The organism is Aquabacterium sp. (assembly GCF_030652515.1).
GTDB lineage: Bacteria > Pseudomonadota > Gammaproteobacteria > Burkholderiales > Burkholderiaceae_C > Aquabacterium.
Genome location: NZ_JAUSAR010000005.1, coordinates 94,446 through 120,717, shown reverse-complemented (window position 1 = coordinate 120,717; position 26,272 = coordinate 94,446). Strand labels below are relative to the sequence as shown.

Sequence of the window (26,272 nt, the reverse complement as noted above, 5' to 3'; positions counted from 1 at the left end):
TATCCCGGGAATCGCAAACCGCCCGCAGGCTCAGAGAAAGTCGGGAGACTGCACCGCGTGCAAGCTCACCTCCAGGGTGCCTTCACGGTCACGGCCACGGAACCACCAGACGGCGCCTTTTCGGATGGCCCAGGGCAGGTCTTGCCCGGTCAACAGGCGGGCGGCCAGCAAACCCAGGGTGGGTTGATGGCCGACCAGCAGCACCGGATCCTTGGCATGGGGCCACCGGGCGGCCAGCAGCAGGTCATCGACCGAGGCATCGGGCGCGATGGTGGCCACCGTCTTGAAGGAACGCCCCAGGGCTTGCGCCGTCTGCTGGGTGCGTCTGGCCGGGCTGACCAGCACGCGCGTGGTGTCGGTCAGGCGTTGGTTCAACCAGGCGGCCATGCGCTCGGCTTGACGGTCGCCCTTGGGCGTGAGGGCCCTGGCCAGGTCCTCGGCGAATGACGCGGTTGAGTCATCTTCTTCGGCCACATGGGCCTGGGCTTGTGCGTGTCGCCAGAGGATCAGGTCCATGGTCTGCCTTGCCCTTGATCGATCAATCCACCGCGCGGTGCAATTCCATCAAGGCGCGCTGGGCGCTGGGACCATCCACGCCCACGCGCTCGTAGCGCCCGTCGCTCTGCTGCTCCCAGGCATCGCAACTGTCCATCAGGTAAGGCACCAGGCATTCGTCGATCACGCGCTGGCGCAAGGCCAGGTCGCGCACCGGCCAGGCCACCTCGATGCGCCGCGTCATGTTGCGGTTCATCCAGTCGGCGCTGGAGAGGTAGAGGGCCTCATCGTGCTCGCTCTCGCCCCAGCGGAAGTACAGGATGCGCGTGTGCTCTAGCATGCGCCCCACCACCGAACGCACGCGGATGTTGTCGGTGAAGCCCGGCACGCCCGGGGGCAGCACGCAGGCACCACGGATGACGAGGTCGATCTTGGCACCGGCCTGCCCCGCTTCGATCAAGGCCACGATCAGGGGCTCGTCGGTCAGGGAGTTGAGCTTGAGCACGATGCGCGCAGGGTGTCCGGCCTGTGCCGCCTCGCCCACGCGGGCCATGATCCGGATCAACTGCTTTTGCAAGCCAAAGGGCGCCAGCATCAATTGCTTGGGCGAGCGCAGTTGCGTCAGGCTGGACAGTTGCTGGAACACCATGTCCACGTCGGCCGTGATTTCCTGGCTGGTGGTCAGGTAACCCACGTCGGTGTAGACGCCAGCCGTGCGCGGGTTGTAGTTGCCGGTGGACAAGTGGGCATAGCGGCGCAGACGCGTGCCTTCGCGGCGCGTGACCAGCATCATTTTGGCGTGGGTCTTCAGGCCCACGATGCCGTACACCACCTGGGCGCCCAGGGCCTCCAGGCGCTCGGCCCAGTTGATGTTGGCCTCTTCGTCAAAGCGGGCCTTGAGCTCCACCACGGCCAGCACTTCCTTGCCGCGGCGCACGGCCTCCAGCAGCAACTCCATCAGCACTGACTCGCTGCCGGTGCGGTAAATGGTTTGCTTGATGGCCAGCACATCGGGGTCGTGAACCGCCTCGCGCAGGAACTCCACCACCGTGTCGAACGACTCGAAGGGGTGGTGCAGCATGATGTCGCCCTTGCGCAGGTGCTCCAGCATGCCACCCTGCTGCGGCAGGCCTTCGGGCCAACCGGGCTGGTAGGCGGGAAAGCGCAATGTCTTGCCTTGCACCTGGTCGATCAGTTGGGTCAGGCGCACCAGGTTGACGGGGCCGTTGACCTTGTACAGCGCCTGCTCGGTCAGGCCGAACTGCTCGAGCAAGAAGTCGGACAGCTCGGGCGGGCAACTGCTGACCACTTCCAGGCGGATGGTCTGGCCAAACTGGCGCGTGCTCATCTTGCTGCGCAGGGCCTGGCGCAGGTCGGTCACATCGTCTTCATCCACGTCGATGTCGGAGTCGCGCGTGACGCGAAACTGCGAGAAGGACAGGATCTCGCGCCCCGGGAACAGCTCGTGCAGGTGCGCCCGGATGACGCTGGACAGCAGCACAAACGACTGCCGCCCATGGCTGATGTCGTCGGGCAGCAGGATCACGCGGGGCAGCACGCGCGGAATGCGCACGATGGCGATGGAGTTGTCGCGGCCAAAGGCATCGCGGCCACCCAGCTTGGCGATGAAGTTCAGCGTTTTGTTGGCGACCTGCGGGAAGGGGTGCGAAGGGTCGAGGCCGATGGGCACCAGCAGCGGGCGCACCTGCTTGTGGAAGAAGCCGGACACCCACTCGCGTTGCATCAGATCGCGGTCGGCGTGGTTGAGGATGTCGATGCCCTCGGCCTTGAGCGCCGGGCCGACCACCTCGTTGAAGATCCGGTACTGTTCCTGCACCAGGCGGTGCGCCTCGTCAGAGACATCGGCCAGGTACTTGGGGCCAATGCCGGTGCCCTGCATGCGCGAGGCCTCCAGCACATCGGCGTAGCGAACCTCGAAGAACTCGTCGAAGTTGGACGACACGATGCAGATGTAGCGCAGCCTTTCAAGCAGGGGCACATCGTCGCGCTGGGCCTGGGCCAGGACGCGCCGGTTGAACTCCAGAATGGCCTGTTCGCGGCTGAGCAATTTCAAGCGCAGGGCTCCTGATGCCTTGGGCACCTCATCTGACGGAATCATGATTTCATGGACAGGGCAATCCCCTTCAACAACACGGAATGGGGCGACTCAGTGTACGCAATCATTGTGACAACCGTTTGACAGAAAGCATGGGTCAATGGGCGGCTTCCCAATTGGGACCGGCGCCCACCTCAGCCAGCAGCGGCACGCGCAATTGCGCCACCGAAGCCATCAGGGCAGGCACCTGCGTGCGCACCCAATCCAGCTCGGCTTGTGGTACCTGCAGCACCAGTTCGTCGTGCACCTGCATGATGATGAGGCTGGCCTTGGCCTCCAGGTCGAGCGCCTTCTGCACCTCGACCATGGCCAGCTTGATGAGGTCGGCGGCCGTGCCTTGCATGGGCGCGTTGATGGCCTGCCGCTCGGCACCGGCCTTGCGCGGGCCGCTGCCGCCGTTGATCTCGGGCAGGTAAATGCGCCGACCGAACAGTGTCTCGACATAGCCCTTCTCGCGGGCCGACTGCCGGGTCTCGTCCATGTAGCGCTTGACGCCGGGGTAGCGCTGAAAGTAGCGCTCGATGTAGGCCGCCGCGGCCGAACGCTCAATGCCCAGGTTGGAGGCCAGCCCAAAGGCGCTCATGCCGTAGATCAGGCCGAAGTTGATGACCTTGGCGTAACGGCGCTGCTCGCTGCTGACCTGGTCCACCGGCGTGCCGAAGATCTCGGAGGCCGTGGCACGGTGCACGTCCTGCCCTTCGGCGAAGGCGCGCAGCAGGCTTTCGTCCTCGGACAAGTGCGCCATAATGCGCAACTCGATCTGGGAATAGTCGGCCGAGACGATGACCTGGCCCGGTGGCGCGATGAAGGCTTCGCGCACGCGCCGCCCTTCCGCTGTGCGCACGGGGATGTTCTGCAGATTGGGGTCGTTGCTGGACAGGCGACCGGTCACGGCCACGGCCTGCGCGTAGTTGGTGTGCACCCGGCCCGTCGTGGCATTGACCATCAGGGGCAGCTTGTCGGTGTAGGTGGACTTGAGCTTGGCCAGGCCACGGTGTTCCAGAAGGCGCGCGGGCAACGGGTAGTCCTCGGCCAGTTTCTCCAGCACTTCTTCGTCGGTCGATGGCGCACCTGAAGCCGTCTTCTTGACCACCGGCAGGCCCTGCTTGGTGAAAAGGATCTCGCCGATCTGCTTGGGCGAGCCCAGGTTGAAGGGCTGACCAGCCAGCTCGTAGGCCTCCTGCTCCAAAGCCATCATGCGCTGGCCCAGCTCATGGCTTTGCTGCTGCAGCTTCTCGCGGTCGATCAGCACGCCGTTGCGCTCGATGCGTTGCAACAGCGCTGACACCGGCATCTCCATGCGCAGGTAAACATCCTGCAAGGCTGCCTCTGCCTGCAATTGAGGCCACAGGGTCTGGTGCAAGTGCAAGGTCAGGTCGCTGTCTTCGCACGAGTATTGCGCCGCGCGCGCCACGGCCACTTGTGCGAAAGAGATCTGCTGCGCACCTTTGCCGGCCACGTCTTCATAGCTCAGGCCCTTGCGGTCCAGGAAGCGCCAGGCCAGGCTTTCCAGGCTGTGGGGCTTGTGCGCTTCGAGCACGTAGCTTTGCAGCATGGTGTCATGGGCATAGCCCTGCACGGCGATGCCATGGTTGGCCAGCACATGGCTGTCGTACTTGATGTTCTGGCCGACCTTGAAATGTTGCGCGGCCTCCAGCCAGGGCTTCAGGCGCGCCAGCACCTCGTCCAGTGGCAATTGCTCGGGCGCATCGGGGCCCTGGTGCGCCAGGGGGATGTAGGCCGCCTCGCCCACCGTCACCGAGAACGACAAGCCCACGATGCGGGCCTTCATGGCTTCCAGCGAATCGGTTTCGGTATCGAAGGCGGTCATCTCCGCCGCCTCGATCTTGGCCAGCCAGAGCTCGAACGTGGGCCAGTCGGTGACGGTGTCGTACCGGGTGTCCATGCCAGGGGTCGCAGCCGCCAAAGCATCGATTGCCGACTCGGCAGCCCCCTGCGCATCGGCCTCGGCCCCGGCACCAAACAGGTCCTGCGTGCCGTTGGCCGCTTTGGCCGTGCCTTTGTTTTTGGCGGCGGGCGGCGAGACCTTGGCCGCCGATGTGCCGCCGCCCAGCAGCTTTTCAACTTCGGCCTTGGCCGTTCGGAAACCGAAGCGGGTGTAGAAATCCAGCAAGCTCGGCAGGTCGGGGGCCTTCAGCGCCAGCGCGTCCAGGACGGGCCACTCGGGCACATGGCCGGCAAGGTCGCAATCCAGCTTGACGGTGATCAGGCGGCGGCCCTGAGGCAGCCAGTCCAGCGCCTTGCGCAGGTTCTCGCCCGTGACGCCCTTGAAAGAGTCCGCCGCGGCCATCACGCCAGCCAAGGTGCCGTGCTCCTGCAGCCACTTCACCGCGGTCTTGGGCCCGACCTTCTCGACGCCGGGCACGTTGTCCACCGGGTCGCCAATCAGGGTCAGGTAGTCGATGATCAACTCGGGAGGCACGCCAAACTTGGCCAGCACCCCAGCGGTGTCCAGCACTTCGGGCGGCTTGGCCATGGTGTTGATGAGGGAGACCTGCGGGTTGACCAGTTGGGCCAGGTCCTTGTCACCGGTGGAAATGACCACCTTGTGGCCGGATGCAGTGGCCACGCGGGCCAGCGTGCCGATGGCATCATCGGCTTCGATGCCAGGCACCTCGAGCACGGGCCAGCCCAGCAGCTTGACGACCTCGTGGATGGGCTCGATCTGCGTGCGCAGATCGTCCGGCATCGAGGGGCGATGGGCCTTGTACTCGGGGTACCACTCGTCGCGGAAGGTGGGGCCTTTGGCGTCGAAGACGCAAACGGCGTGCTCGGCGGCGATGTGGTCGCGCAGCCAGCCCAGCATGTTCACCACGCCATGGATGGCGCCCGTGGCTTCACCCTGCGGCCCGCGCAGGTCGGGCATGGCGTGGAAGGCGCGGTACAGGTAACTGGAGCCGTCCACCAACAGGAGCGTTGGCGGGGCATCGGAAGGTGAGGCCAGATCGTTCATGGCCCGCATTGTGAGGCCTGCTGGCGCAGGCCTCAACGGATCAGAACTCGCCTTGGAACCCACCCGACAGCATGTGGCGATTGCGGTTGTTTCCACCACTGATCTGGAGGAAGTCATAGCCCATCACCATGCGCAGATGGCGGTTGAAGGGGAAGGACAACCCCATCCCAAAGTATGGCGAGGTCGTGTAGTCGATCTCGTGGCTGGCCACACCCAGGCTGTTGGTGATGTCAGCCTTGTTCTGGACACGTGCGACACCCGCGCGGATGTGGCTGGTCGCGAACTCGAACATCTCGATGTTCCAGTTCATGCCAATGGACACAGCCTTGGCGCTGACCGCACGACTGGACTTGTCGGTCAGGTTGGCACCGCTATCGGTCTTGCCGAAATAGAAGTAGTTGACCTCAGCGGCCACGTTGGGGGTGACATTCCAGCCGCCGAACAATTTGGCACCGCCAGCCACGCGATCGCAACCGGAATAGCCGTCGCAGCTTTGCGCACTGGGCGACAAGCCGGCCGTCGCGCCGATGTAGGCGCTGAAAGGAGCAGCATGCGCCACGGAACCCGCCAGCACGCTCGAAACAACGGCCGCAGCCAGGGACAGTCGTTTGAACGACAATGATTTGCACAGTGCTTGGGTACGCATGATGATCAACCGGCTCCTCTTGGGGAAATTAGCGAGCCCCGCCAACCTTGGGGGGCCTGATTTCAGAACTGTGAGCAGTCTGCCACAGCGACTCCTACAATCACACGTTCTGCGTGCCCCGAACGTTGAGGGTTTTCTCCTACGTCCGAGGGCTTTCCCCGAGCGGTTGCCTTGGTGCAACCCGCCGCCTTTGCTGCTCGACCTGTCTCATGGCCGTTTTCACTGAAGTGTCCCCGCTTGAAGCCTCCGGCCTGATCACGGCCTTGGGATTGGGCACCTTGCAATCGCTGCAGGGTGCCACCTCGGGCATCGAGAACACCAACTACTTCGTCGGCACCGACCGGGGTGACTACGTGCTCACCTTGTTCGAGCGCCTCAGCTTCGAACAACTGCCCTTCTATCTGGAGTTGATGCGCCACTTGGCCGAGCGCGGCATCCCGGTCCCGGCACCTCAGGCGGATGAACACGGTGCGATCCTGCACACCCTCAAAGGCAAGCCCGCCGCCGTGGTCACGCGCCTGAAAGGCCGCAATCAACTGGCTCCCCAGGCGGCCGATTGCGCGCAAGTGGGCGCCATGCTGGCCCGCATGCACCTGGCGGGCCTGGACTACCCGCGGCATCAACCCAATCTGCGCGGGCTGGCCTGGTGGAACGAAACCATCCCCGTGGTGGTGCCCTTCCTGGAAGACGTGCAGCGCGAATTGATCGAATCTGAGCTGGCCTACCAGCAAGCGCTCGCCGCCTCACAGGCTTATCAAGGCCTGCCCCAGGGCCCCATCCACGCCGACCTGTTCCGTGACAACGTGATGTTCGATGGCCCCACGCTGTCTGGTTTTTTCGACTTTTACTTCGCGGGCTGCGATACCTTCGGCTTCGACATCGCGGTGTGCCTGAACGACTGGTGCATCGACCTGGCCACCGGCCAACTCGACTCGACCCGCGCGCAGGCTTTCGTGGCTGCCTACGACGAACAACGCCGGCTCAGCAACGATGAGCTGGCCCTGCTGCCAGCCTTGCTGCGCGCAGCCGCCCTGCGATTCTGGACATCCCGCCTGTGGGATTTCCACCTGCCCCGAGATGCCGCCATGCTGCAAGCGCACGACCCCACCCACTTCGAGCGGGTGCTGACTCAGCGCCGACAATCCCCATGGCAATACCAGCGCCCTTCGTCCATCACCGGAGCCCCCGCCGCATGAAGCTGCGCATCATGCCCGCCCGCATGGGCCTGACCTGGATGGGCCACGGCCTGCGCGCCTGCGTTCGCCAGCCACTGGGCTTCGTGGGCTTGTGGGGACTGATCGTGTGCGCCGCCATCATCACCTGCGAAATCCTGGCGCAGATCGGGCTGCCTGCCCTGGGCCCCCTGCTGATCGTGTCCCTGATGCCACTGGTCTGGATGGGCTTCATGCTGGCCAGCCGGCGGGTGCTGACCGAACAACGGGTCACGCCCGGCGTGTTCCTGGAGCCCTGGCGCGGACAGCCTTCGCAGATGAAGTGGATGTGGGCCAAACTGGGCGGCGCCTATTTGCTGGCCACCCTGCTGGTGATGGTGCTGGCCGATGCCTTCGGGCCTGGCGCGGACACCCTGGCCAAGGCCATGAAATCCGCCAAGGAAATCTCCGACCTGATTGGCAACCCCGACGTGCAGGCCGCGATGCTGTGGCAGTTCATGCTCACCATCCCGGTGTCGCTGATTTTCTGGCACACCCCGGCCCTGACCTATTGGGCCAAGCTGTCGTTGGGCAAGGCCTTGTTTTTCAGCGCCATCGCGTCTTGGCGAAACCTGGGTGCCTTCCTGTTCTTTGGTCTGGGGTGGATGGGGTTGGCCGTGGCGCTGGTCCTGGTCAACGGTGTGCTGGCCGCCGTGCTGAACCAACCCATGCTGGTCAATGTGCTGCTCACCATGGGCGCCATGTGGATGGTGTCGGCCTTTTACGCCTCGCTGTACTTCTCGGTGGTCGATTGCTTCGAGCCCGATGAGGCGTTTGGCACATCCTCTTCTACTTCAACAGCCTGAGCGGCCACTTCAGCCGGTCAGGCGCGCCACGCCTTCCAGCGGGCAGGCATACACGGCGTTGCGCAAGGCCGCGATGGCCTCATAGCGCGTGAAGCTGCGCCGCCACACCAACACCACGCGGCGCGTGGGCACGGGTGCGTCAAACGGGATGAAAGCCAGGTGCGGGTGGGGCTCATCGGGCACCGACAGCCTGGGCACGACGGTCACGCCCATGCCGGCCGCCACCATGTGCTTGATGGTTTCCAGGGACGAGCCTTCAAAACTCTTGCGGATGCCTTCAGCATCGCTGGAAAAGCGCGCGAACTCCGGGCAGACATCGAGCACGTGATCGCGGAAGCAATGGCCGGTGCCCAGCAGGAGCATGGTCTCGCGCTTGAGCTCTTCGCCGCTGATCTGCTTTCGCTGTGCCAGAGGGTGGGTCTTGGGCACGGCCACCAGGAAGGGCTCGTCGTACAAGGGAGCCACGGCCAAACCGGCATCGGGGAAGGGTTCGGCCAGGATCGCGCAATCGAGTTCACCGGCGCGCAGCATCTCCAGCAACTTGACGGTGAAGTTCTCTTGCAGCATCAAGGGCATCTGCGGCACGCTGGTGATGGTGTTGCGCACCAGGTCGGGCAGCAGGTAGGGCCCAATGGTGTAGATCACGCCCAAGCGCAAGGGGCCCCCCAGGGGGTCTTTGCCACGCTTGGCGATTTCCTTGATGGACTGGGCTTGTTCCAGCACCGATTGCGCCTGGCGAACAATCTCCTCGCCCAGTGGCGTGACGCTGATTTCGGCGCTGCCGCGCTCGAACAGCTTCACGTCCAGCTCGTCTTCCAGCTTCTTGACGGCCACCGACAGGGTTGGCTGCGACACAAAGCAGGCTTCAGCGGCCCGGCCAAAGTGGCGTTCGCGGGCCACGGCAACGATGTAGCGGAGTTCAGTCAAGGTCATGATGGGGATGATTGTGGGGCATTTGCAGATCAGGCCTTGAGGTACTCGGCTTTGTGGCCCAGCCAGCGCTGCACATGCCGTTGGGCAATCTGTGGGTGGTTGCGCAGCAAGGTCTGGGCGCTTTCGCGGGCGCGCTCGATCAGGGCCTGGTCCTCGCCCAGGTCGGCGAAACGCAGCAGAGCCGCCCCGGACTGGCGCGCCCCCATGAACTCGCCAGGGCCGCGGATGTCCAGGTCGCGGCGGGCGATCTCGAAGCCATCGTTGGTCTCCACCATGGCTTTCAGGCGGGCCTTGCCAGAGTCGGACAAAGGCGACGAATAAAGCAGCACACAGACGCTGGCCACCGCGCCCCGCCCGACGCGGCCGCGCAACTGGTGCAACTGGCTCAGCCCGAAACGCTCGGCGTGTTCGATGACCATCAGGCTGGCGTTGGGCACGTCCACGCCCACCTCGATCACCGTGGTGGCCACCAGCACCGACAGTTCGCCACGTGAAAAACGGGCCATCACCTCGGCTTTTTCAGCCGTGGGCAGGCGCCCGTGCAGCAAACCCACGGCATGGCCAGCCAGCGCGGCGGACAACTCCTCGTGCGTTTGCGTGACGTTGCTCAGGTCCAGCGGCGGGCGGCGATTGCTGTTGCGGCCAGCCGCCTGGTCGGCGGCCTGGTCGGATTCTTCGGTTTCATCGATGAGGGGGCAGACCCAGTAGACCTGGCTGCCTTTGGCCGCTTCATCGCGGATGCGTTCGATGACCTCGTCGCGGCGTGAATCGGCGAACACCTTCGTGACGATGGGCGTGCGGCCCGGCGGCAACTCATCAATGGTGCTGACCTCCAAGTCGGCCAAGTAGGTCATGGCCAGGGTGCGCGGGATGGGCGTGGCGCTCATCATCAGGAGGTGCGGCTCCAGGTCGGCGCCCTTGAGCTTGCCGCGCAATTGCAGGCGCTGCGCCACGCCGAAGCGGTGCTGCTCGTCGATCAGGGCCAGGCCCAGTCGCGCGAACTCGACCTGGTCCTGGATGACGGCGTGTGTGCCCACCACCAATTGCGCTTCGCCCGAGGCCACCATGGCCATTTGCTCGCGCTTGGCCTTCGCTTTCAGGCTGCCGGTGAGCCAAGCCACCTTGATGCCCAGGGGTTCCAGCCAGCCCACCAGCTTGCGAAAGTGCTGCTCGGCCAGGATTTCTGTCGGGGCCATCAGGGCGCATTGCCAACCAGCGTCCATGGCCACGGCGGCAGCCAGGGCGGCCACCACCGTTTTGCCAGAACCGACATCGCCCTGCAACAGGCGGTGCATGGGCTGTGGGCGCGCCAGATCCTGAGCGATTTCATCGCAGACCCGGTGTTGGGCGGACGTCAGCTGAAAAGGCAACACCTTCAGCAAGCGCTCATGCAGGCCGCCCGCTTGCGATGGCAGCGCGGGTGCCTGGAGGTGGGCACGTTCTTGCCGGGCCTGCAATTGCGACAGTTGCTGGGCGAGCAGTTCCTCGTACTTCAACCGCATCCAGGCGGGGTGGCTGTGGTCTTCCAGGGTGGCCAGCGGCACCTCGGGGCTGGGGTGGTGCAGGAAGTTCAAGGCCTCGCGCAGGCTGGGCCAGGCGGCGGGCATCACGCCCGGGGGCAGGATCTCGTCCAGGTGCGCGCGCATCAAGCCCGAGGCAACGGCTTTGCGCAGATAGGTTTGCGGCAGGCCGGCGCTGGTGGGGTAGACAGGCGTGAGCGCGTCGGCCAGCGGCGTGTCAGACGCCACCACCTTGACCGAGGGATGCATCATCTCCCGCCCAAAGAAGCCATGGCGCACCTCGCCGCGCACGCGCAGGCGCACCCCGGGGGCCCAGGCTTTCTGCTGGGTGGCATAAAAGTTCAAGAAGCGCAGTTGCACCTCGCCACTGCCATCGTCCAGCTTGACCAGCAGTTGCCGACGCGAACGCATTTCAATCCGGTTGTCACGCACCACGCCTTCGACTTGCACGGTGTCACCATCGCGGGCATCGCGCAGCAAGGTGAGGCGTGTTTCATCCTCATAGCGCAAGGGCAGGTGCAGGGCCAGATCGATGTCGCGCACCAGGCCCAGTTTGTCCATGGCCTTGGCGGGTGCCGACTGCGGAGGGCTGGGTTTGGGCTTGGTCGCCGACACGGAAGGGGCTGCTTGTCACGGGGGGTGAATGGATTCTGGATTGTGCAATGCCGCAGGCACACCCCCCGCATCAGGTGGTGATTAACGCCCATTGACATGTCCGAACTGGCCGACAATCATGCCTTCCTTGGCACGGGGCTCGTCAGCCCCTCAATGGCAGCAGTCATGACCCGCAGTTTCTCCCTTGGTGATTTCGACTTTGAGCTTCCGCCCGAGCTGATCGCCCAACACCCCGCCGCCGAGCGCAGTGCCTCGCGCCTGCTGGACGGCCGCAGCCCACACCCCATTGACCGCATTTTTCGCGATCTGCCATCGCAACTGAATCCGGGCGACTTGCTGGTGTTCAACAACACCCGTGTGATCAAAGCCCGCCTGCATGGGCTGAAAAGCAGCGGCGGCACGGTGGAGGCCCTGGTCGAGCGCGTGTTGCCCGGCGACGAAGTGCTGGCCCACATGCGCGCCAGCAAATCGCCCAAACCGGGCAGCGTGGTTCGTTTTGCCGATGCCTTTGACGCCACCGTGCTGGGCCGGGGCGGCCCCGATGACGGCTTGTTCCACCTTCGTTTTGACGGCGACCCTTTGACCCTGCTGGAGCAGCACGGACACGTGCCCTTGCCGCCCTACATCACCCACGCCGACTCCAGCGACGACGTCCAGCGTTACCAGACCGTGTTCGCGGCACGCCCGGGCGCTGTGGCGGCACCGACCGCCGCTCTGCATTTCGACGAGGCCCTGCTGGCCGCCCTGGCCCAGCGCGGCGTGCAAACCGCCGAAGTCACCCTGCACGTCGGCGCGGGCACCTTCCAGCCGGTGCGCACCGAAAACCTGGCCGAGCACAAGATGCACAGCGAGTGGTTCGAGGTGAGCCAATCCACCGTGGACGCCATCACCCGCACCAAGGCCCAGGGTGGCCGCGTGGTCGCGGTGGGCACCACCACCTTGCGCGCACTCGAATCAGCCGCCCTGTTCTGCCCGCCCGGCCAGATCCTGAAAGCAGGCAGCCGCGACACGGCCATCTTCATCACGCCTGGGTTCGAGTTCAAGGTGGTGGACGTGCTGGTCACCAACTTCCACCTGCCCAAAAGCACCTTGATGATGCTGGTGAGCGCCTTCGCGGGGTATGAACACATCCGCGCGCTGTACCGGCATGCCATCGAACATCAATATCGATTTTTCAGCTACGGGGATGCGATGCTGATTCAACGATAGAGTGCGCGTCAAACAAGTCATTCACTATAAAAATCATGGGATTGAACTGGCTCAAATATGCACGGCACTTGGGGGTGCTGTTGGTCCTGTGGACCTTGGGCGGAGCCTGGGCGGCCCCCAGCATCGTGGTGACCAATGCCACCCTGGCCAAGGGCCTGTGCTCCGAGCACCAGCAGGAAATCGCGGTCAAGCTGCCGGACGACTGGAAGGCCCACAACATCAAGCCCCCGGCCGTGGCCTGCTACCGTGCCAAGATCTTCATGGCGCACTCGCCCACCATCGCGTGGGCCCTGCGCATTGACCGCCTGCCCGGCAACCACCGCATCACCGTCAATGGCATCCAGCTGACCACGCGCCACATGGAAGGCGCCGACGTGACCAGCATGGCCACCCTGCCCTACCTGATCGAGCTGCCGGTGAACGTGCTGCTGGCCGGCGACAACGACATCGAGATCGATGTGCGCATGGGGCCCTTCCGCAAGCCCGGCATCTCGCCCATGACCGCGGGCCCCATTGCCCTCATGCGGGCCGACTTCGACACCTGGACCTCGCTCACCGTCGACCTGCCCAAGACGCTCAACTGGACGGTGGCCGGCATGGCCTTGTTCCTGCTGCTGGCCTGGCGCGCGCGGCCTTCGGACAAGGTCTTCGCCTACTTTGGCGGCCTGATGGTCATCATGTCGTCGCGCAATGCCTTCTACTTTCTGGAGACCATCGGCTGGCCGATCCCGATCGTGGACTGGCTGTTCTTCTCGTCGCACGCGGTGACCAGTTTCTACCTCGTGGCCTTCGGGATGAGCTACGCCAATGTCGACCTCAGCCGCATCATCAACCCCTTGCGGGTGCTGGTGGTCACCTTCATCCTGGGCTCCTTCGCGGCGCTGGGCACACCGCACCTGGACACCCTGCGCCTGATCGCCTACCCGATCATGATGATCGGTGGCATCGTGGTGGTCATCAAGGTGGTGCAGACCGCCTGGAAGCGCGACTGGGTGGAAGCCGTCTTCATGACGGCGGGCCCCGTGGGCACCTACATCAGCGTGGCCCACGATTACCTGTTCCTGACGCCCTACCTGGACGTCACCGACCTGTACTGGACGCCTTACTGCACCCCGATCATCTTCCTGGGTTATGCCTTGACGCTGATGCGCAAGTTCGTGGACACCATGAACCTGTCCGAGCGCATGAACATCACGCTGGAAGAACGCGTGGCCGAACGCACGCGCGCACTGGAAGTCGCCAACCAGTCCAAGACCCGCTTCCTGGCCTCGGCCAGCCACGACCTGCGCCAGCCTACCGCCGCCATCGGCCTGCTGGTCAGCCTGCTGCGTCAGCAGAAAGTGGCGCCCGAGGTGAAAGAGCTGACCGACATGCTGGACGAGGCCGTGGCCTCCATGGAATCGCTGCTGGTGGGTTTGCTGGACATTTCACGCCTGGATGCAGGCGCGGTGCAGGTGCAGTTCCAGCCTGTCTGTTTGAACGACGTGTTCCAGGCCGTGCGCGTGCATGAGAAAAGCGCGGCCGATGCCAAGGGCCTGCAACTGCGCTTTCGCTTTCCGGCCAACGCCGGCCCGCACCTCACCGTGCTGACCGACCCGGTGCTGATCCACGGCGTGCTGCGCAACCTGGTGGCCAACGCCATCCGATACACCCAGCAAGGCGGGGTGCTGGTGGCCGTGCGCCGACATGGCAAGCGGCGCCTGCGCATCGAGATCTGGGACACCGGCATCGGCATCGCGCCCGATCAGCAGGAACGCATCTTCGACGAGTTCTACCAGGTGGGCAACTCCGCGCGCGACCGCACCCGGGGCATCGGCCTGGGCCTGGCCATCGTGCGCCGCACCGCCTCTTTGCTGGGCGAACAGATCACCGTCAAATCGCGCGTGGGCCGGGGTTCGTGCTTCGCCATCGAGCTGCCGCTCAACCACGTCAACACCAGCAAGCCGGTGGCGCCATCATCGCCCCAGCACCCCATGGCCGGCCGCAACGCCTGGATTGTGGAAGACGACCCCATCCTGCGCCGCGCCCTGGGCGAGATGCTGCAAAGCTGGGGCGCGCAAGTGCGCACCTGGCCCGATGGCGAAGCCCTGCTGGACGAGTTGCCGCAATTGCTGGCCACCACCAACCGCGCGCAGCGCCCCGACATCCTCATCACCGACTACCGACTGCCCGGCATCAATGGCCTGCAACTGAGCCAAACCATCCAGGCCTACCTGCGCGAATCAGGCGTGTCGCTGTACACGCTCATCATCTCGGGCGACACCGACCCGGCCGAGATCGCCCGCCTGAGCGCCTCGGGCCAGGTTGTGATGGCCAAACCCTTCCGCAGCGAGCGCCTGCTGGAACAATTGCTGGCATTGCACCAGGCGAAAGCGGCTTGAGCATCGCCGCCGGGCGCGGTGCGGCGACAATACCGGCATGCTGAATTTCGACCTGATCAAGACCGAAGGCCACGCCCGCCGTGGCCGCCTCACCCTCAACCACGGCGTGGTCGAGACCCCCATCTTCATGCCCGTGGGAACCTATGGCACCGTCAAGGGCGTCATGCCGCGCTCGCTGGAAGAAATGGGCGCCCAGATCATCCTGGGAAACACCTTCCACCTGTGGATGCGCCCCGGCCTGGACGTGATGAAGCAGTTCGGCGGACTGCACAAGTTCGAGAGCTGGCAAAAGCCCATCCTGACGGACTCGGGCGGCTTCCAGGTCTGGTCACTGGGCGAGATGCGCAAGATCAGCGAAGAAGGCGTGCGCTTCGCCTCGCCGGTCAACGGCGACAAGCTGTTCCTGACGCCTGAAGTCAGCATGCAGATCCAGACGGTGCTGAACTCGGACATCGTCATGCAGTTCGACGAATGCACCCCTTATTGGAAGGGCGGCAAAGAAGGCCAGGCCAAGGGGTACATCACCACCGAGAAAGAAGCGCGCGTGTCGATGGAGCTCAGCCTGCGCTGGGCCAAACGCTGCATCGCCGAGTTCGACAAGCTGCAGAACCCCAACGCGCTGTTCGGCATCGTGCAAGGCGGCATGTTCGAGAACCTGCGCGAAGAATCGCTGGCCGGCCTGGTGGACATGAACCTGCCTGGTTATGCGGTGGGGGGTGTCAGCGTCGGCGAGCCCAAGGACGAGATGCTGCGCGTGATGAACCACATCGTGCACAAGCTGCCACCCCACAAGCCCCGCTACCTGATGGGCGTGGGCACGCCTGAAGACCTGGTGGCCGGCGTGGCCGCTGGCGTGGACATGTTCGATTGCGTGATGCCCACGCGCAATGCGCGCAACGGCCACCTGTTCACCCGCTTTGGCGACCTGCGCCTGCGCAACGCCCGCTACAAGAGTGACGAACAGCCGCTGGACTACACCTGCACCTGCCACACCTGCCAGAACTTCAGCCGCGCCTACCTGCACCACCTGGACCGCTGCAATGAAATGCTCGGCCCGATGTTGACCACCATCCACAACCTGCACTACTACCTGAACCTGATGCGCGAAGTGCGCGAGGCCCTGGACGCCGGCACCTTTGCGGAGTACCAGAAGCAGTTCGCCGCCGACCGCGCCCGAGGGGTCTGACGCCGACTTGCTCACGGGCCTGTCACGCGTCGGCGCTCGGTGAGGCGCTTTGTCAGTGCAGCCCGGGGCGCGGGCTGGGGCGGCATCCGGCCGGGCTTCAGCTTGGTGGTCCCGCTGCGCGGGACTGCCTTCGATGCTCGCGCCGAGGTGCGGCCGTGGAACTCGCTGCGCGGCCTTTGGCCGCTGCGCTCAGACAACCAGGGCCAGTCAGATGTTGATGCGCGCTGTCGCGCGCCCACCTCGGCGCTGTGCGTCTCAGCACCAAGCCAGGCGGCCCGTCGGATGCCGCCCCAGCCCTGTCTCGCCCCGCTGGTGGAATGCCACAGCTGCATTTCGTGCCCCGCCACCAGCGGGGCGATCAGGGATGAGGCGGTGGTGGGTTGGGCGACTTCGGGGGCGTCGAGGAGCGGAGGCCGCGGCGGGTTGCCCCTCGCACAGCGAGGGGTCGGCGAGGACTGTTTGAGGTGCCGAAGGACAGCGAGTTCCTCAGCCGCCCGCCGTGGCCGAGCACCGCAGAGCAGTCCGCCGCAACGCGGTGGGCCGCCACCGTAGGAGCCCTGCCCACCACTGCCGATTCCCAGCCCCGCGCTGCCCCGACAAAATCAAGGTTGCCGCACCAGCAGCAGATCGGCAATGACCGGCCTGTGCTGCGACGCGACCTTGCCACCCACGAACGCATCGCTCACACCGATCTCTTCGCTGACCAGGATGTGGTCAATGCGCAGGAACGAGATCCCGGGCCACAGCGAGTGGCCATGGGTGTAGCCATAGCCCAGGCCAGCGGAAGCAAACGCATCCCGCAAACCCGTGTCCAGCAGATCTTGCACCACGCTTGAATTTTCAGGTGCGTTCAGGTCGCCAGCCACGACGCGGGGGCGCTTCATCAAACGCAGGTGCTCGGCCAACACCCCGGACTGCGTCAAGCGCTTGTTCATGTTGTCGCGCCAGGCGCCCAGGCCCTTGACACCGCCACTTCGTGCCGCATTCAGCCCATCGCGCGGCGTCACGAAATGCACCGTGACCAAGTCAAAATCGGTGCCATTGACCGAGATCACGCAATGCACATAGCTGTGGTTCTGCCCGTTGTAGGGAATCCACCCCGGCAAGCAGCCTTTCATGGGAAACCGACTGGCCACGATGTACTGCCCAAAGGCATAGACCTCTCTCTGGCCAAGAATGGTTTTGATCGACGTCGGGGGGGTGTAGCGCACATCCAGGAGCTGTCCAGCGTCTTGCAGCACCACCACATCAGGATCGTGCTGCAAAACCTCCATCGCCAGGTCGGCCACACCCGTGGGCCGGTGCACCGCCAAATACGCCTTGATGTTGTAGGTCATCAGGCGCACGCGCCGGTAGCCATCGTCGGGACTCCCCAGGGCTGGGCGCATCAACACGGTCAGCACGAACAACACGCTGCCCATGGCCAGAACGCGCCAACGCCATCCCAAACTGAGCGACCAGATCAATGCCAGCACCGCGGGCACCAGGTAGACCGGGTAAGGCACATACAGCAACAAGGCCAGCGCGGCATGGCTTTCCGGGTCATTGGACAAACCCAACCACACCAGCAAAAGCCCCACGGCCACCGCCGCGACCACCCACTGGCCCAGCGATTGCCACCACTTGCGCGTGCGCTCCATGGCACGTCTCCTTGTTGACCTGATTACCAGAATTGCCAGTTGCCGTAGAGCACCACCCACACCCCCAGCACGCCGTTGGTGACGGCATGGGCCAGGATGGGCGACCACAAGGAGCCAGTCCGCTTGTACAGCCAGGCATACGCCAGGCCCGCCAGGATGGCCGCGAGCCACTGCGTGTGCGCCAGCATGAACACCACGGTGGACAGAGCCACCGCCTTCAGCGTGACCGCGCGCGGGTCCACCTTCTCGAAGTCGGGGTTGTCAATCCAGCGCATCAGGTAGGAACGCCAGAACAGCTCTTCCATGATGGGAACCATCAGGGCCGCGCCCACCCAGCGCACCACCACCAGGCCCCACTCAATGCGCCCCTCGCTGTCCACCGGGCGGAAACTGGCCGTGGCCTCGCCCAACATCATCCAGGGCTGGGCCAGGTTGACCCACAGCACGAACACCACCACGCCAACAATCACCGCCAGCACCAACTCCTTGGCCGCTGGCAAGCTGCCGCGCGCCAGTTCCTGGTAATCACGCCAGAAGAACAGCAAGCTGCCACTGACCACCAGCACACACAGGCCATAGACCCAACGAGGATCGATGCCCCAACTGCCATCGGCGGGCACCTGGCCGCGCAAGGCCAGCAGCAGCATGAACAACACAAACGGCACCACACGGGCCAGGACCGAGCGCGACAAGAAGCTTCCCATGATGTTTGAAGAGTTGATGCGAATGGCTACGATTGTGACCCAAGCCATTGCCTGACCAGGATCACGGCACGCCTGACAAAAATGGGCTGCCACGCAAACGCCAGTCCGCACACCACAATGTGGACCACGGCCTGGGCCGCGAACAACTGCCCCATGCTGAGACCGGCAGCGCTCAAGCCGCCCACCAGCACCGCGCTCAAGAGGATGAACAGCGCGTTGAGGATGTTGTTGGCCGCGATGAGGCGGGCCCGGTGACTGGGCTCGGCACGCGCCTGCATCTGCGCGTACAAAGACACGCTGAACAGGCCGACCGACAGCGCCATCAACACCAAATCCACCAGGAAGCGCCAATGCGCGGGATGGGCCACAAACGCCATCGCGGTCCAGGCGGGCCGTGCATTCAGGGCCTTGGCCTGCTCCAGCGCATGCACGGCCATCGACATCTCAATGGCAAACACGGCCATGCCCAAAGCACCCAGCGGCACCAGCCCCAGCTCCACCCGGCCGCGAGACAAGCGCTCGCACATCAAGGCGCCCACGCCAATGCCCAGCGAGGTCAACACCAGCAGGAAAGACGCCACGCCCTCCTGGCCATTCAGCACATCCTTGCTCAGGATCGGGAACATGGCCAGGAACCCGGCCCCGAAGAACCACATCCACGAAATGCCCAGCATGGAGGCGAACACCAGCGGGTCTTCATGGCAACGCTTCAGGTTGCGCCAGGTCTCGGCCACCGGGTTCCAATGGATTTTCAAGCCGGGATCGACCGCAGGCGTGCTGGGGATCCAGTGGGATGAGATGCGGCCCAGCACGCTCATCAGCACCACCGCCAGGCCCACGGTCCAGGTGCCGCCCAACTCAGGCGCGACCAGCAGACCGCCCACCAAGGTGCCCATCAGGATGGCGAGGAAAATGCCCATCTCCAGCAGCCCATTGCCACCGGTCAGCTCGTGCAAGCGCAGATGCTGGGGGATGTAGGCGTACCTCACGGTGGAGAACAAGGCCACGTGCGCCCCGGACAGCAGCACACAGCCCACCATCAGGGCCGCATCGCGCCGCCACAAGGCCCAGGCCGCCAGGACCATCATGATGACCTCCAGGCTTTTGCCCAGGCGGATCAACCAACCCAGGTCGCACCGGTCGGCCCATTGGCCCATGGTGGCCGACAGCAACAAGGAAGGTGCGATGAAGATGGCGCCCATGAAGGGTCCGACCAGGTTGGGCGGCAGCCAGGGCACCGCCACCTGGTAGGTCAACAGCAGCGTGACGGAGAACTTGAGGACGTTGTCATTCATCGACCCCAGGAAAACCGTGAAGAAAAACGGCGAAAAGCGGCGCTGCCCCAGCAGCCGGAACTGGTGTGGCTGCTCAGGCTTCAAGGGGCCGGCTCGTTCAGCAAGGCCTGCACACGGGCTTGCAAACCTTCAGGCGTGACCTGGTCGGGCGCAATGGCTTCGCCCACCACCAGGCCCACGTGGTTGAACAGGCCGCGCCGCAGGGGCTTGGCCATGGCCACCCCATCGATGCGCGAAAAGCTGGAGCCCCACAGGTTGTGCACGGCCGAGGGAATCACCGGCACCGGGTTGGTTTCCAGGATCTTCATGATGCCGGCCTTGAAGGGCTGCAAGGTGCCGTCGCGGGTGATGGCGCCTTCAGGAAAAAGGCACAGCAGCTCCCCGTCGCTCAAGGCCTGGCGGGCACGTTCAAAGGCGCGCTCGTAGGCCACCGGATCTTCTTTCTGGGGCGCGATGGGGATGGCCTTGACCGCGCGGAAGAACCAGCCCACACCGGGCATCTTGAAGATGCGGTGGTCCATCAGGAAGATCATGGGACGAGGGCTGATCACGCCCAGGATCACCGCATCGACAAAGCTGACGTGGTTGCACACCAGGATGGCCGCGCCATCGGTGGGCAGGTGGTCTTCACCACGCACCTTCAGGCGGTAGACGATGCGGGTCGCGAACAGCATCACCAGGCGCACGATGTACTCGGGCATCAGCCAGAACACATAGCCCACCACGATGATGTTGAGCACGGCCGTGGCCCCAAACACCTCGGGGATCGACAGGCCCGCGCCGAGCAAGGCCCCGGCCATCAGGCTGCTCACGATCATGAACAGCGCGTTGAGGATGTTGTTGGCCGCGATGATGCGCGCGCGGTGGCTGGGCTGAGCACGCAGCTGGATCAGGGCGTACATGGGCACGCTGTACAAACCCGCGCTGAAGGCCAGCATGGCCAGGTCGATCATCACGCGCCAATGGTCGTGCTGCGCCACGAACTGGCCCACGGTCATCAGGCTGCCCACGGGGTGGCTCAGGCCACGGCTGGCCAGGTACAGGTCGAAGGCGAACACCGTCATGCCCACCGCGCCGATGGGCACCAGGCCGATCTCGACGCTGCGGTGAGAAAAGGTTTCGCACAAGAGGGAGCCAATGGCGATGCCCACGGAGAACACCACCAGCAGCAACGAAGCCACCTGCTCGTCGCCGCCCAACACATCGCGCGCAAAGGATGGGAATTGCGCCAGGAAAACGGCGCCAAAGAACCACATCCACGAGATGCCCAGCAAAGAGCGGAACACGCTGGGGTACTCGGCGGCCAGCTTGAGGTTGCGCCAGGTTTCGGTGGCGGGATTCCAGTTGAGCTTCAGGCCAGGGTCGGACGAGGGTGAGGCCGGGATCTGCAGAGACATCAACCAGCCGATCACTGCCACGCTCAGGCAAGCGCCCGCCGCCCAATGCACGCCGACCTCGGGGATGCTCATCAACAGGCCGCCGCCCACATTGCCCAGCAGAATGGCCACGAAGGTGCCCATCTCGACCATGCCGTTGCCGCCGGTCAACTCGCGCGGGCTGAGGTGCTGTGGCAGGTAAGCGTATTTGACGGGGCCGAAAAAGGTGGAGTGCAAGCCCATCAGGAACACGCAAGCCAGCAGCAGCGGCACGTTCTGACCAAAGAAGCCAAACGCCACCAGGAGCATGATGGCCACTTCCAGCAGCTTGATGGCCCGCATGATGCGGCCCTTGTCGTACTTGTCGGCCCACTGCCCCGCCGTGGCCGAGAACAGCACGAAGGGCAGGATGAACAGGGCGCCAATGACCAGACCCGCCATCTTGGCGTCCAGCCAGGACACGTTCAGCTGGTAAGTCACCAGCACCGTGAAGGCGAACTTGAACAGGTTGTCGTTGGCCGCGCCCAGGAACTGCGTCCAGAAAAATGGCGCGAAGCGGCGCTGGCCCAGGAGGGCGAACTGTCCGCTCGGAGGCGTGGCTTGGCCAGGGGGTTTGCTCAAGATCGTGTTCCTCTCACTGATGCTGGATGCGCAACTTGTATCGTCAGCCGAAAATGTATAGGCAAACTTGGGGCCGCCAATCAATGGATAAGCAGGGGGGACTCGCCCAATCCCGAGCGGTTCAGCCAGGCGAACACGGAATCGACCGTGACCGTGCGGATGCGGCCCGAGAAGCGCAGGTGCGTGGGGTGGTCGTCAAAGCTGACATTGGCCGAGGTCAGGCGGGCGCCCAGTCGGCTCAAGGTGGACAAGTGCAGCTCGGTGGGCTCATAGCCCTTGAAGCGCAGCCAGGCCTGAGCCTGGTCACGGCGGCTTGCCTGAGGTTCCATCGCCAGGGCCAATGTTTCGATCGCCCATTGGTTGCTCTGCTGGTACTGCTGCGCCCAGGCATAGGCCACCATGCTGTAGGCCCGCGTGTGCAGAGTCCGCAGGACTTGGCCATCCTGGAGCATGGGCCACAGGCGATCCTGAACCTGGGGTGACAGCACGACCGCACCGGCTTCGTATTCAAAGGGTGCATCCATGAAGAAGTCGCCGATGCCTTGGCGGTACAAGGCCGAGCGGTCGGTGCCGCACTGGTTGAGCTTGTGCACCACGCGCCAGGTGCTGCCATCGCGGTAGGCCAGGCCCAGGTGCGAGTAGCGCAACCCGTACTGGCTCAGGTCCTGTCCGGCTCTGGCCAGCATCACGACCTTGGCACCCGTGTCGTTCAGGCGTTTGACGGTCTGCTCGGCCAAGGCCAGGCCTTTTTGCACGGCGCCCACGGTCAGGGGCTTGACCTCGCAAGGCCTGCCCGCGTGGGCCGTGAAAGACAGAGCCAGGCACCAGGCGGCCACGGCGGTTTTGAAATGGAACATGCTGGGCTCCGATCAATCGGTGAAGCGTTCGTTGTAGAGCAGCGAGGCGCCCAAGGCGTTGGGCACGAAGGCGATGGCCTGGCCCGCCGCCGACAGGATGTAGCCCGCGCTGATCGCCGTCACCGTGACGGCGGTGCCCAAGGCCACCGAGGCCACCCCTGCGGCCTGCGAGCCCCAGCGGATCACCATCCGGGCGCCGTCGCTGGCGCGCTGCACCACCCACACGGTGGCACCAGCCACCACCTGCACAGAGACGACGGTCAGCACCACGCCCGCCGACAGCACCATGGAGGGCGCCGCCACGGAGACCGCCACCGGCAGGGCCGACAGCGCGCTGGCTTCAGAGGCCTCGTTGTGGGCCTGCGCCATGGAGGCCAGGCTCAGGGCCGCACTCAAGGCCAGGATTCGGGTTGTTTTTTGCAAAATCTTCATGGTCATTCCTTGTGTTCGGCCACATCGGCCTCGTGGTCGTCGCGCAGCATCTTGGCCAGGGTGAAGGCGCTGGAGATCAGGAACAGCCAGGTCACCAGCAGGTAGGCCTTGTAGGTCGGGTTGATGTCCATCTGGTAAAGGCCCCAACCGGTCAGGCCGATGGCAAAGGCAAAGCCCGACCACACCACCACCGACCACATGGGCGTGTCATGGCCACGCAGTTCCTTGTCACGAACGAACTTGGACAGCGCGAACACGGCCGACAGGCAGAACACATAGCCCATGACCATGAAGGCGCGCTCCAGGTCGGCGCCGGGCAACCAGCCCAGGCCGGTGGCGCACACGGTCACGGCGATGCCGAAAGAGAGCCAGACCTGGGTCTTCCAGGATTTGGTGTCACGGCGAATGGTGGTGGTCATCTCGGGGCCCCTTGGGAGCGTGTTGAACATGGGAATGGATTGTGGAAATTCAGCTTCCACAGGTCAATCAATCAATACCAAGTAGCGCCATCGTGCATACTTGGTATCAAATTTCGATACCCGACGCCACCATGAGCACCACCCAAGACCTCGTGAACACGCTGAAGCAGGAGCTGAAATCAGCCGGCATCACCTATGCCCAGCTGGGCGAGCGTTTGGGCATGGCCGAATCCAGCATCAAGCGCGTCTTCGCCAAGGGCGACATGCCCCTGTCCCGCATCGACGACATCTGCCGCGTGCTCAAGCTGGACTTCGCCGACCTGGCCCGCCGCGTGGCCGATGCCCAGCCCTTGAAGCGCGAGCTGACCCTGGCGCAAGAAAAAGCCGTGGTGGCCGACCGCAAGCTGCTGCTGATGGCCATCTGCTGCTTGAGCCAATGGACCTTCGAGCAGATCGTGTCGACCTACGAGATCACCGAGACCGAGTGCTTCCGCCTGCTGGCCAAGCTGGACAAGCTGGGCATCATCGAGTTGCGGCCCCTCAACCGCTACCGGCTCAAGGTGTCCAAAACCTTCCGCTGGCGGCCCCACGGCCCGGTGATGAGTTTCTTCCGAGAACATGTGGTGGAAGAGTATTTCGCAGGGGGCTTTGAAGGCGATGACGAGCTCTTGCTGCTCGTGCACGGCTCCATCGGGCAAAGCCTGGCCAAACCTTTTGCTGAGCGCCTGCAGCGCGTGGCTGAAGACTTTGCCCAGCAGCACTTGGCCGACCAACGCCTGCCTGCCACGCAGCGCAAGCCCTACACGCTGGTGATCGGGCTGCGCTCCTGGTGGTTCCAGGCTTTTGTGGACCTGTGGCGGCCCCATGCCACTGGCCAACGCTGAACAGGGCATCGGCATGCAACAACTTGCTCAGAACACCCGAGCTCAGCAACTCACCTTGCTCACCGGCCTTTACGCCGCCCAAGGCCTGCCCTTCGGCTTCTTCACGCTGGCCTTGCCGGTGCTGCTGCGCGAAGCAGGCTGGTCACTGACCGCGATCAGCTTCCTGCAGTTTCTGGCCTTGCCCTGGGCCCTCAAGTTCATGTGGGCCCCCGTGCTGGACCACCATGGCACCCGCCGGGGCTGGCTGCTGGGGCTGCAAGGCGCGGCCTGCGCCGCCGCCCTGCTGCTGTCGCAGCTTGACCTGCAACTGGGCAGCATCGCGCTGTTCAGTGCCGTGTTCGCCTTCAACCTCATCGCGGCCACGCAGGATGTGGTCACCGATGGGCTGGCGGTGCGGCTGTTGAACGCCAAGGAGCGCGGCCTGGCCAATGCCATCCAGGTGGGCGCCTACCGCTTGGGCATGATCCTGGGGGGCGGCTTGCTGCTGTGGGTCTTTGCCCGCAGCAACTGGAGCGTGATGTTCCTGTGCATGGCGGCCATGCTGGCCATCACGATCGTGCCCGTGCTCACCTTGCGCGAGCCTCCCCCGCAGGCAGCTCGCCCTGATCGCCCGGGTGGCTGGCGGCTGGCCATTGCCTGGATCCATCGGGCGCTCAGGCCCGGCATGCCCGCCATCGCCGGGCTGATCTTTTGCTACCGCTTTGGCGACCAGATGGTCAGCTCGCTGATCGTGCCTTTCCTCAGCGACCAGGGGCTGAGCAAGGAAACCATCGCAGGCATGAAGGGGGCCGTGGGTTCGGCCACCAGCCTGCTGGGCGCGGTGATCGGTGGCTGGCTGACCTTCCGGGTCGGGCGGCGCCAGGCCTTGCTGTTCAGTGGTCTGGCCCAGACATTCGGATTCGGCCTGTACATCGCGGCGGCACTCGGCCTGGGTAACGTCGAGTTGTTGTGGACGGCCACCATCGTGGAAGGCCTGGTGGGCACCATGGCTTCGGTGGCCCTGTTCGCCTTGATGATGGATGCATCCGATCCTTTGCACGCTGGCACCGACTACACTCTGCTGGCCAGCGTGGTGGTGCTGGTGAGCAGCCTGGGCGGCATCGCGGGTGGCTTGGCAGGCGATCTGCTGGGTTATGCCCCCACCTTCACCATCGGCACCTTGCTGGCGGCCGTGGGTTGTGTGTTCGTGGTGTACTGGCTGGACCGCCATCCCACCCATGAACGGGTGGCACAAGCCTGGCGGTGAACCCAGAGCAACTGGCCTGCGGCTCAGGCGTCGGGGTCTGGCTGTGGCTTCATGCCCAACTCGTCGGCCATGCGCAGCACCAAGGTGCGCAGATTGGCCAGCTCCAAAGCCATGTCGGACTGGCGGGCCTTCAAGGCCACCAGCTCTTCGGCCAGCACCGACTCTTCGCCCTGCCCTGTGGCCAAGCTTGCCACCGGCATCGTCACCTCGCCACACAGCAGGTGCGCCCAGCGCGACTCGCGGGCGCCAGGCGCCCGCGCCAGCTTGACGACCATGGGCTGTTCGCGTTCGGCCAACTCGTCCAGGAACCCTTCCACCGACGAGACATCGGCAAAGCGGTGCAGCCGCTCGGTGTGCAAGCGCAACTCGGCGGACGTTTGGGGGCCGCGCAAGGCCAGCAAGGTGAGTAAAGCCACCGCCTGGCTGGGCACGCCCAGGCCACGCGCCGCGTTGTGCTCAAAGCGAACCACGCGGTTGCCGCTCACCTCATTGACCAGGCTGAGTTCGCGCAGGCCTTCGATGGCCTGCAGCACCTGGGCCTCGGTGGCCTGCATGACCGGATCGCGCGCGGTTTTCTGATTGCAGCCCAGGGTCAAGGCGTTGAGCGACAAGGGGTAGCTGTCCGGCACGGTGTGGTGTTTTTCAACCAGCACGCCCAGGACGCGGGCTTCAAGGGGGGTGAGTGTTCTCATGGCTTGCTCAGGAT

At 64.6% G+C, this 26,272-nt stretch carries 21 protein-coding genes; 7 read left to right on the top strand and 14 right to left on the bottom strand.

The window, feature by feature from the left end; translation table 11 throughout:
- Positions 1–30 precede the first annotated feature (30 nt).
- The 4 genes from Q7V20_RS00665 to Q7V20_RS00650 form a co-directional block, all read right to left on the bottom strand.
- Positions 31–516 (bottom strand): histidine phosphatase family protein, encoded by a 486-nt coding sequence (locus Q7V20_RS00665; protein WP_304786106.1) that lies wholly within the window; start codon positions 514–516, stop codon positions 31–33.
- Between the two features lie 22 nt (positions 517–538).
- A complete protein-coding gene (ppk1, locus tag Q7V20_RS00660) occupies positions 539–2,614 on the bottom strand; it encodes a polyphosphate kinase 1 (protein WP_304786104.1) in 2,076 nt (691 codons plus the stop codon).
- 94 nt (positions 2,615–2,708) lie between these two features.
- Positions 2,709–5,585 (bottom strand): DNA polymerase I, encoded by a 2,877-nt coding sequence (gene polA, locus Q7V20_RS00655; protein WP_304786103.1) that lies wholly within the window; start codon positions 5,583–5,585, stop codon positions 2,709–2,711.
- A gap of 40 nt (positions 5,586–5,625) precedes the next feature.
- Positions 5,626–6,231, bottom strand: coding sequence for an outer membrane beta-barrel protein (locus tag Q7V20_RS00650; RefSeq protein WP_304786101.1), 606 nt, complete (start codon positions 6,229–6,231; stop codon positions 5,626–5,628).
- Between the two features lie 209 nt (positions 6,232–6,440).
- On the opposite strand from Q7V20_RS00650, the gene Q7V20_RS00645 reads away from it, so the two are divergent.
- Positions 6,441–7,427, top strand: coding sequence for a homoserine kinase (locus Q7V20_RS00645; protein ID WP_304786099.1), 987 nt, complete (start codon positions 6,441–6,443; stop codon positions 7,425–7,427).
- Entirely contained in the window at positions 7,424–8,248 is an 825-nt protein-coding gene (locus tag Q7V20_RS00640; protein WP_304786097.1) for a BPSS1780 family membrane protein, read from the top strand. Before Q7V20_RS00645 ends, Q7V20_RS00640 begins: the two co-directional genes overlap by 4 nt.
- A gap of 9 nt (positions 8,249–8,257) precedes the next feature.
- On the opposite strand, the gene Q7V20_RS00635 is transcribed toward Q7V20_RS00640, so the two are convergent.
- Entirely contained in the window at positions 8,258–9,181 is a 924-nt protein-coding gene (locus Q7V20_RS00635) for a LysR substrate-binding domain-containing protein (RefSeq protein ID WP_304786095.1), read from the bottom strand.
- 29 nt (positions 9,182–9,210) lie between these two features.
- The gene (recG, locus tag Q7V20_RS00630; protein ID WP_370652377.1) at positions 9,211–11,262 is read right to left on the bottom strand and encodes an ATP-dependent DNA helicase RecG; all 2,052 of its coding nucleotides are present in this window, start codon (positions 11,260–11,262) and stop codon (positions 9,211–9,213) included.
- Between the two features lie 219 nt (positions 11,263–11,481).
- Between recG and queA the strand changes: the two genes are divergently transcribed.
- Genes queA through tgt form a run of 3 tightly spaced genes read left to right on the top strand, consistent with a single transcriptional unit; the run spans position 11,482 to position 16,092 of the window.
- Positions 11,482–12,525 (top strand): tRNA preQ1(34) S-adenosylmethionine ribosyltransferase-isomerase QueA, encoded by a 1,044-nt coding sequence (queA, locus tag Q7V20_RS00625; protein ID WP_304786091.1) that lies wholly within the window; start codon positions 11,482–11,484, stop codon positions 12,523–12,525.
- A gap of 41 nt (positions 12,526–12,566) precedes the next feature.
- Positions 12,567–14,906: a hybrid sensor histidine kinase/response regulator gene (locus Q7V20_RS00620; protein WP_304786089.1), complete on the top strand. Its 2,340-nt coding sequence runs from the start codon at positions 12,567–12,569 to the stop codon at positions 14,904–14,906.
- Between the two features lie 37 nt (positions 14,907–14,943).
- Entirely contained in the window at positions 14,944–16,092 is a 1,149-nt protein-coding gene (tgt, locus tag Q7V20_RS00615) for a tRNA guanosine(34) transglycosylase Tgt (protein ID WP_304786087.1), read from the top strand.
- Between the two features lie 602 nt (positions 16,093–16,694).
- Here the strand turns inward: tgt and Q7V20_RS00610 are convergent.
- Genes Q7V20_RS00610 through Q7V20_RS00580 form a run of 7 tightly spaced genes read right to left on the bottom strand, consistent with a single transcriptional unit; the run spans position 16,695 to position 23,436 of the window.
- Positions 16,695–17,732 carry an endonuclease/exonuclease/phosphatase family protein gene (locus Q7V20_RS00610; RefSeq protein ID WP_304786085.1) on the bottom strand — a complete coding sequence of 346 codons (1,038 nt, stop codon included), beginning with the start codon at positions 17,730–17,732 and terminating at the stop codon, positions 16,695–16,697.
- 23 nt (positions 17,733–17,755) lie between these two features.
- Complete coding sequence (locus tag Q7V20_RS00605) at positions 17,756–18,436, bottom strand: CAAX prenyl protease-related protein (RefSeq protein ID WP_304786083.1); 681 nt, start codon at positions 18,434–18,436, stop codon at positions 17,756–17,758.
- 26 nt (positions 18,437–18,462) lie between these two features.
- A complete protein-coding gene (locus tag Q7V20_RS00600) occupies positions 18,463–19,815 on the bottom strand; it encodes an MFS transporter (RefSeq protein ID WP_304786082.1) in 1,353 nt (450 codons plus the stop codon).
- Entirely contained in the window at positions 19,812–21,749 is a 1,938-nt protein-coding gene (locus tag Q7V20_RS00595; RefSeq protein WP_370652376.1) for an MFS transporter, read from the bottom strand. The genes Q7V20_RS00600 and Q7V20_RS00595 overlap by 4 nt, the downstream gene beginning before the upstream one ends.
- Before the next feature lie 59 nt (positions 21,750–21,808).
- On the bottom strand, positions 21,809–22,585 hold the full coding sequence (locus tag Q7V20_RS00590) for a DUF2145 domain-containing protein (RefSeq protein WP_304786078.1): 777 nt from the start codon (positions 22,583–22,585) through the stop codon (positions 21,809–21,811).
- A 12-nt stretch (positions 22,586–22,597) separates the two neighbouring features.
- Positions 22,598–23,017: a hypothetical protein gene (locus Q7V20_RS00585; RefSeq protein WP_304786076.1), complete on the bottom strand. Its 420-nt coding sequence runs from the start codon at positions 23,015–23,017 to the stop codon at positions 22,598–22,600.
- Positions 23,018–23,019: 2 nt separating this feature from the next.
- Positions 23,020–23,436, bottom strand: coding sequence for a YiaA/YiaB family inner membrane protein (locus tag Q7V20_RS00580; RefSeq protein WP_304786074.1), 417 nt, complete (start codon positions 23,434–23,436; stop codon positions 23,020–23,022).
- A 131-nt stretch (positions 23,437–23,567) separates the two neighbouring features.
- Here Q7V20_RS00580 and Q7V20_RS00575 point away from each other — a divergent pair, with 131 nt between their 5' ends.
- Both Q7V20_RS00575 and Q7V20_RS00570 read left to right on the top strand, forming a co-directional pair.
- Positions 23,568–24,320, top strand: a complete 753-nt coding sequence (locus Q7V20_RS00575) for a helix-turn-helix transcriptional regulator (RefSeq protein WP_304786072.1) — start codon at positions 23,568–23,570, stop codon at positions 24,318–24,320.
- Positions 24,301–25,566, top strand: coding sequence for an MFS transporter (locus Q7V20_RS00570; protein WP_304786071.1), 1,266 nt, complete (start codon positions 24,301–24,303; stop codon positions 25,564–25,566). Before Q7V20_RS00575 ends, Q7V20_RS00570 begins: the two co-directional genes overlap by 20 nt.
- Positions 25,567–25,589: 23 nt before the next feature.
- Here the strand turns inward: Q7V20_RS00570 and Q7V20_RS00565 are convergent, their stop codons facing one another.
- Positions 25,590–26,258: a YceH family protein gene (locus Q7V20_RS00565; protein WP_304786069.1), complete on the bottom strand. Its 669-nt coding sequence runs from the start codon at positions 26,256–26,258 to the stop codon at positions 25,590–25,592.
- Between the last annotated feature and the right edge of the window lie 14 nt (positions 26,259–26,272).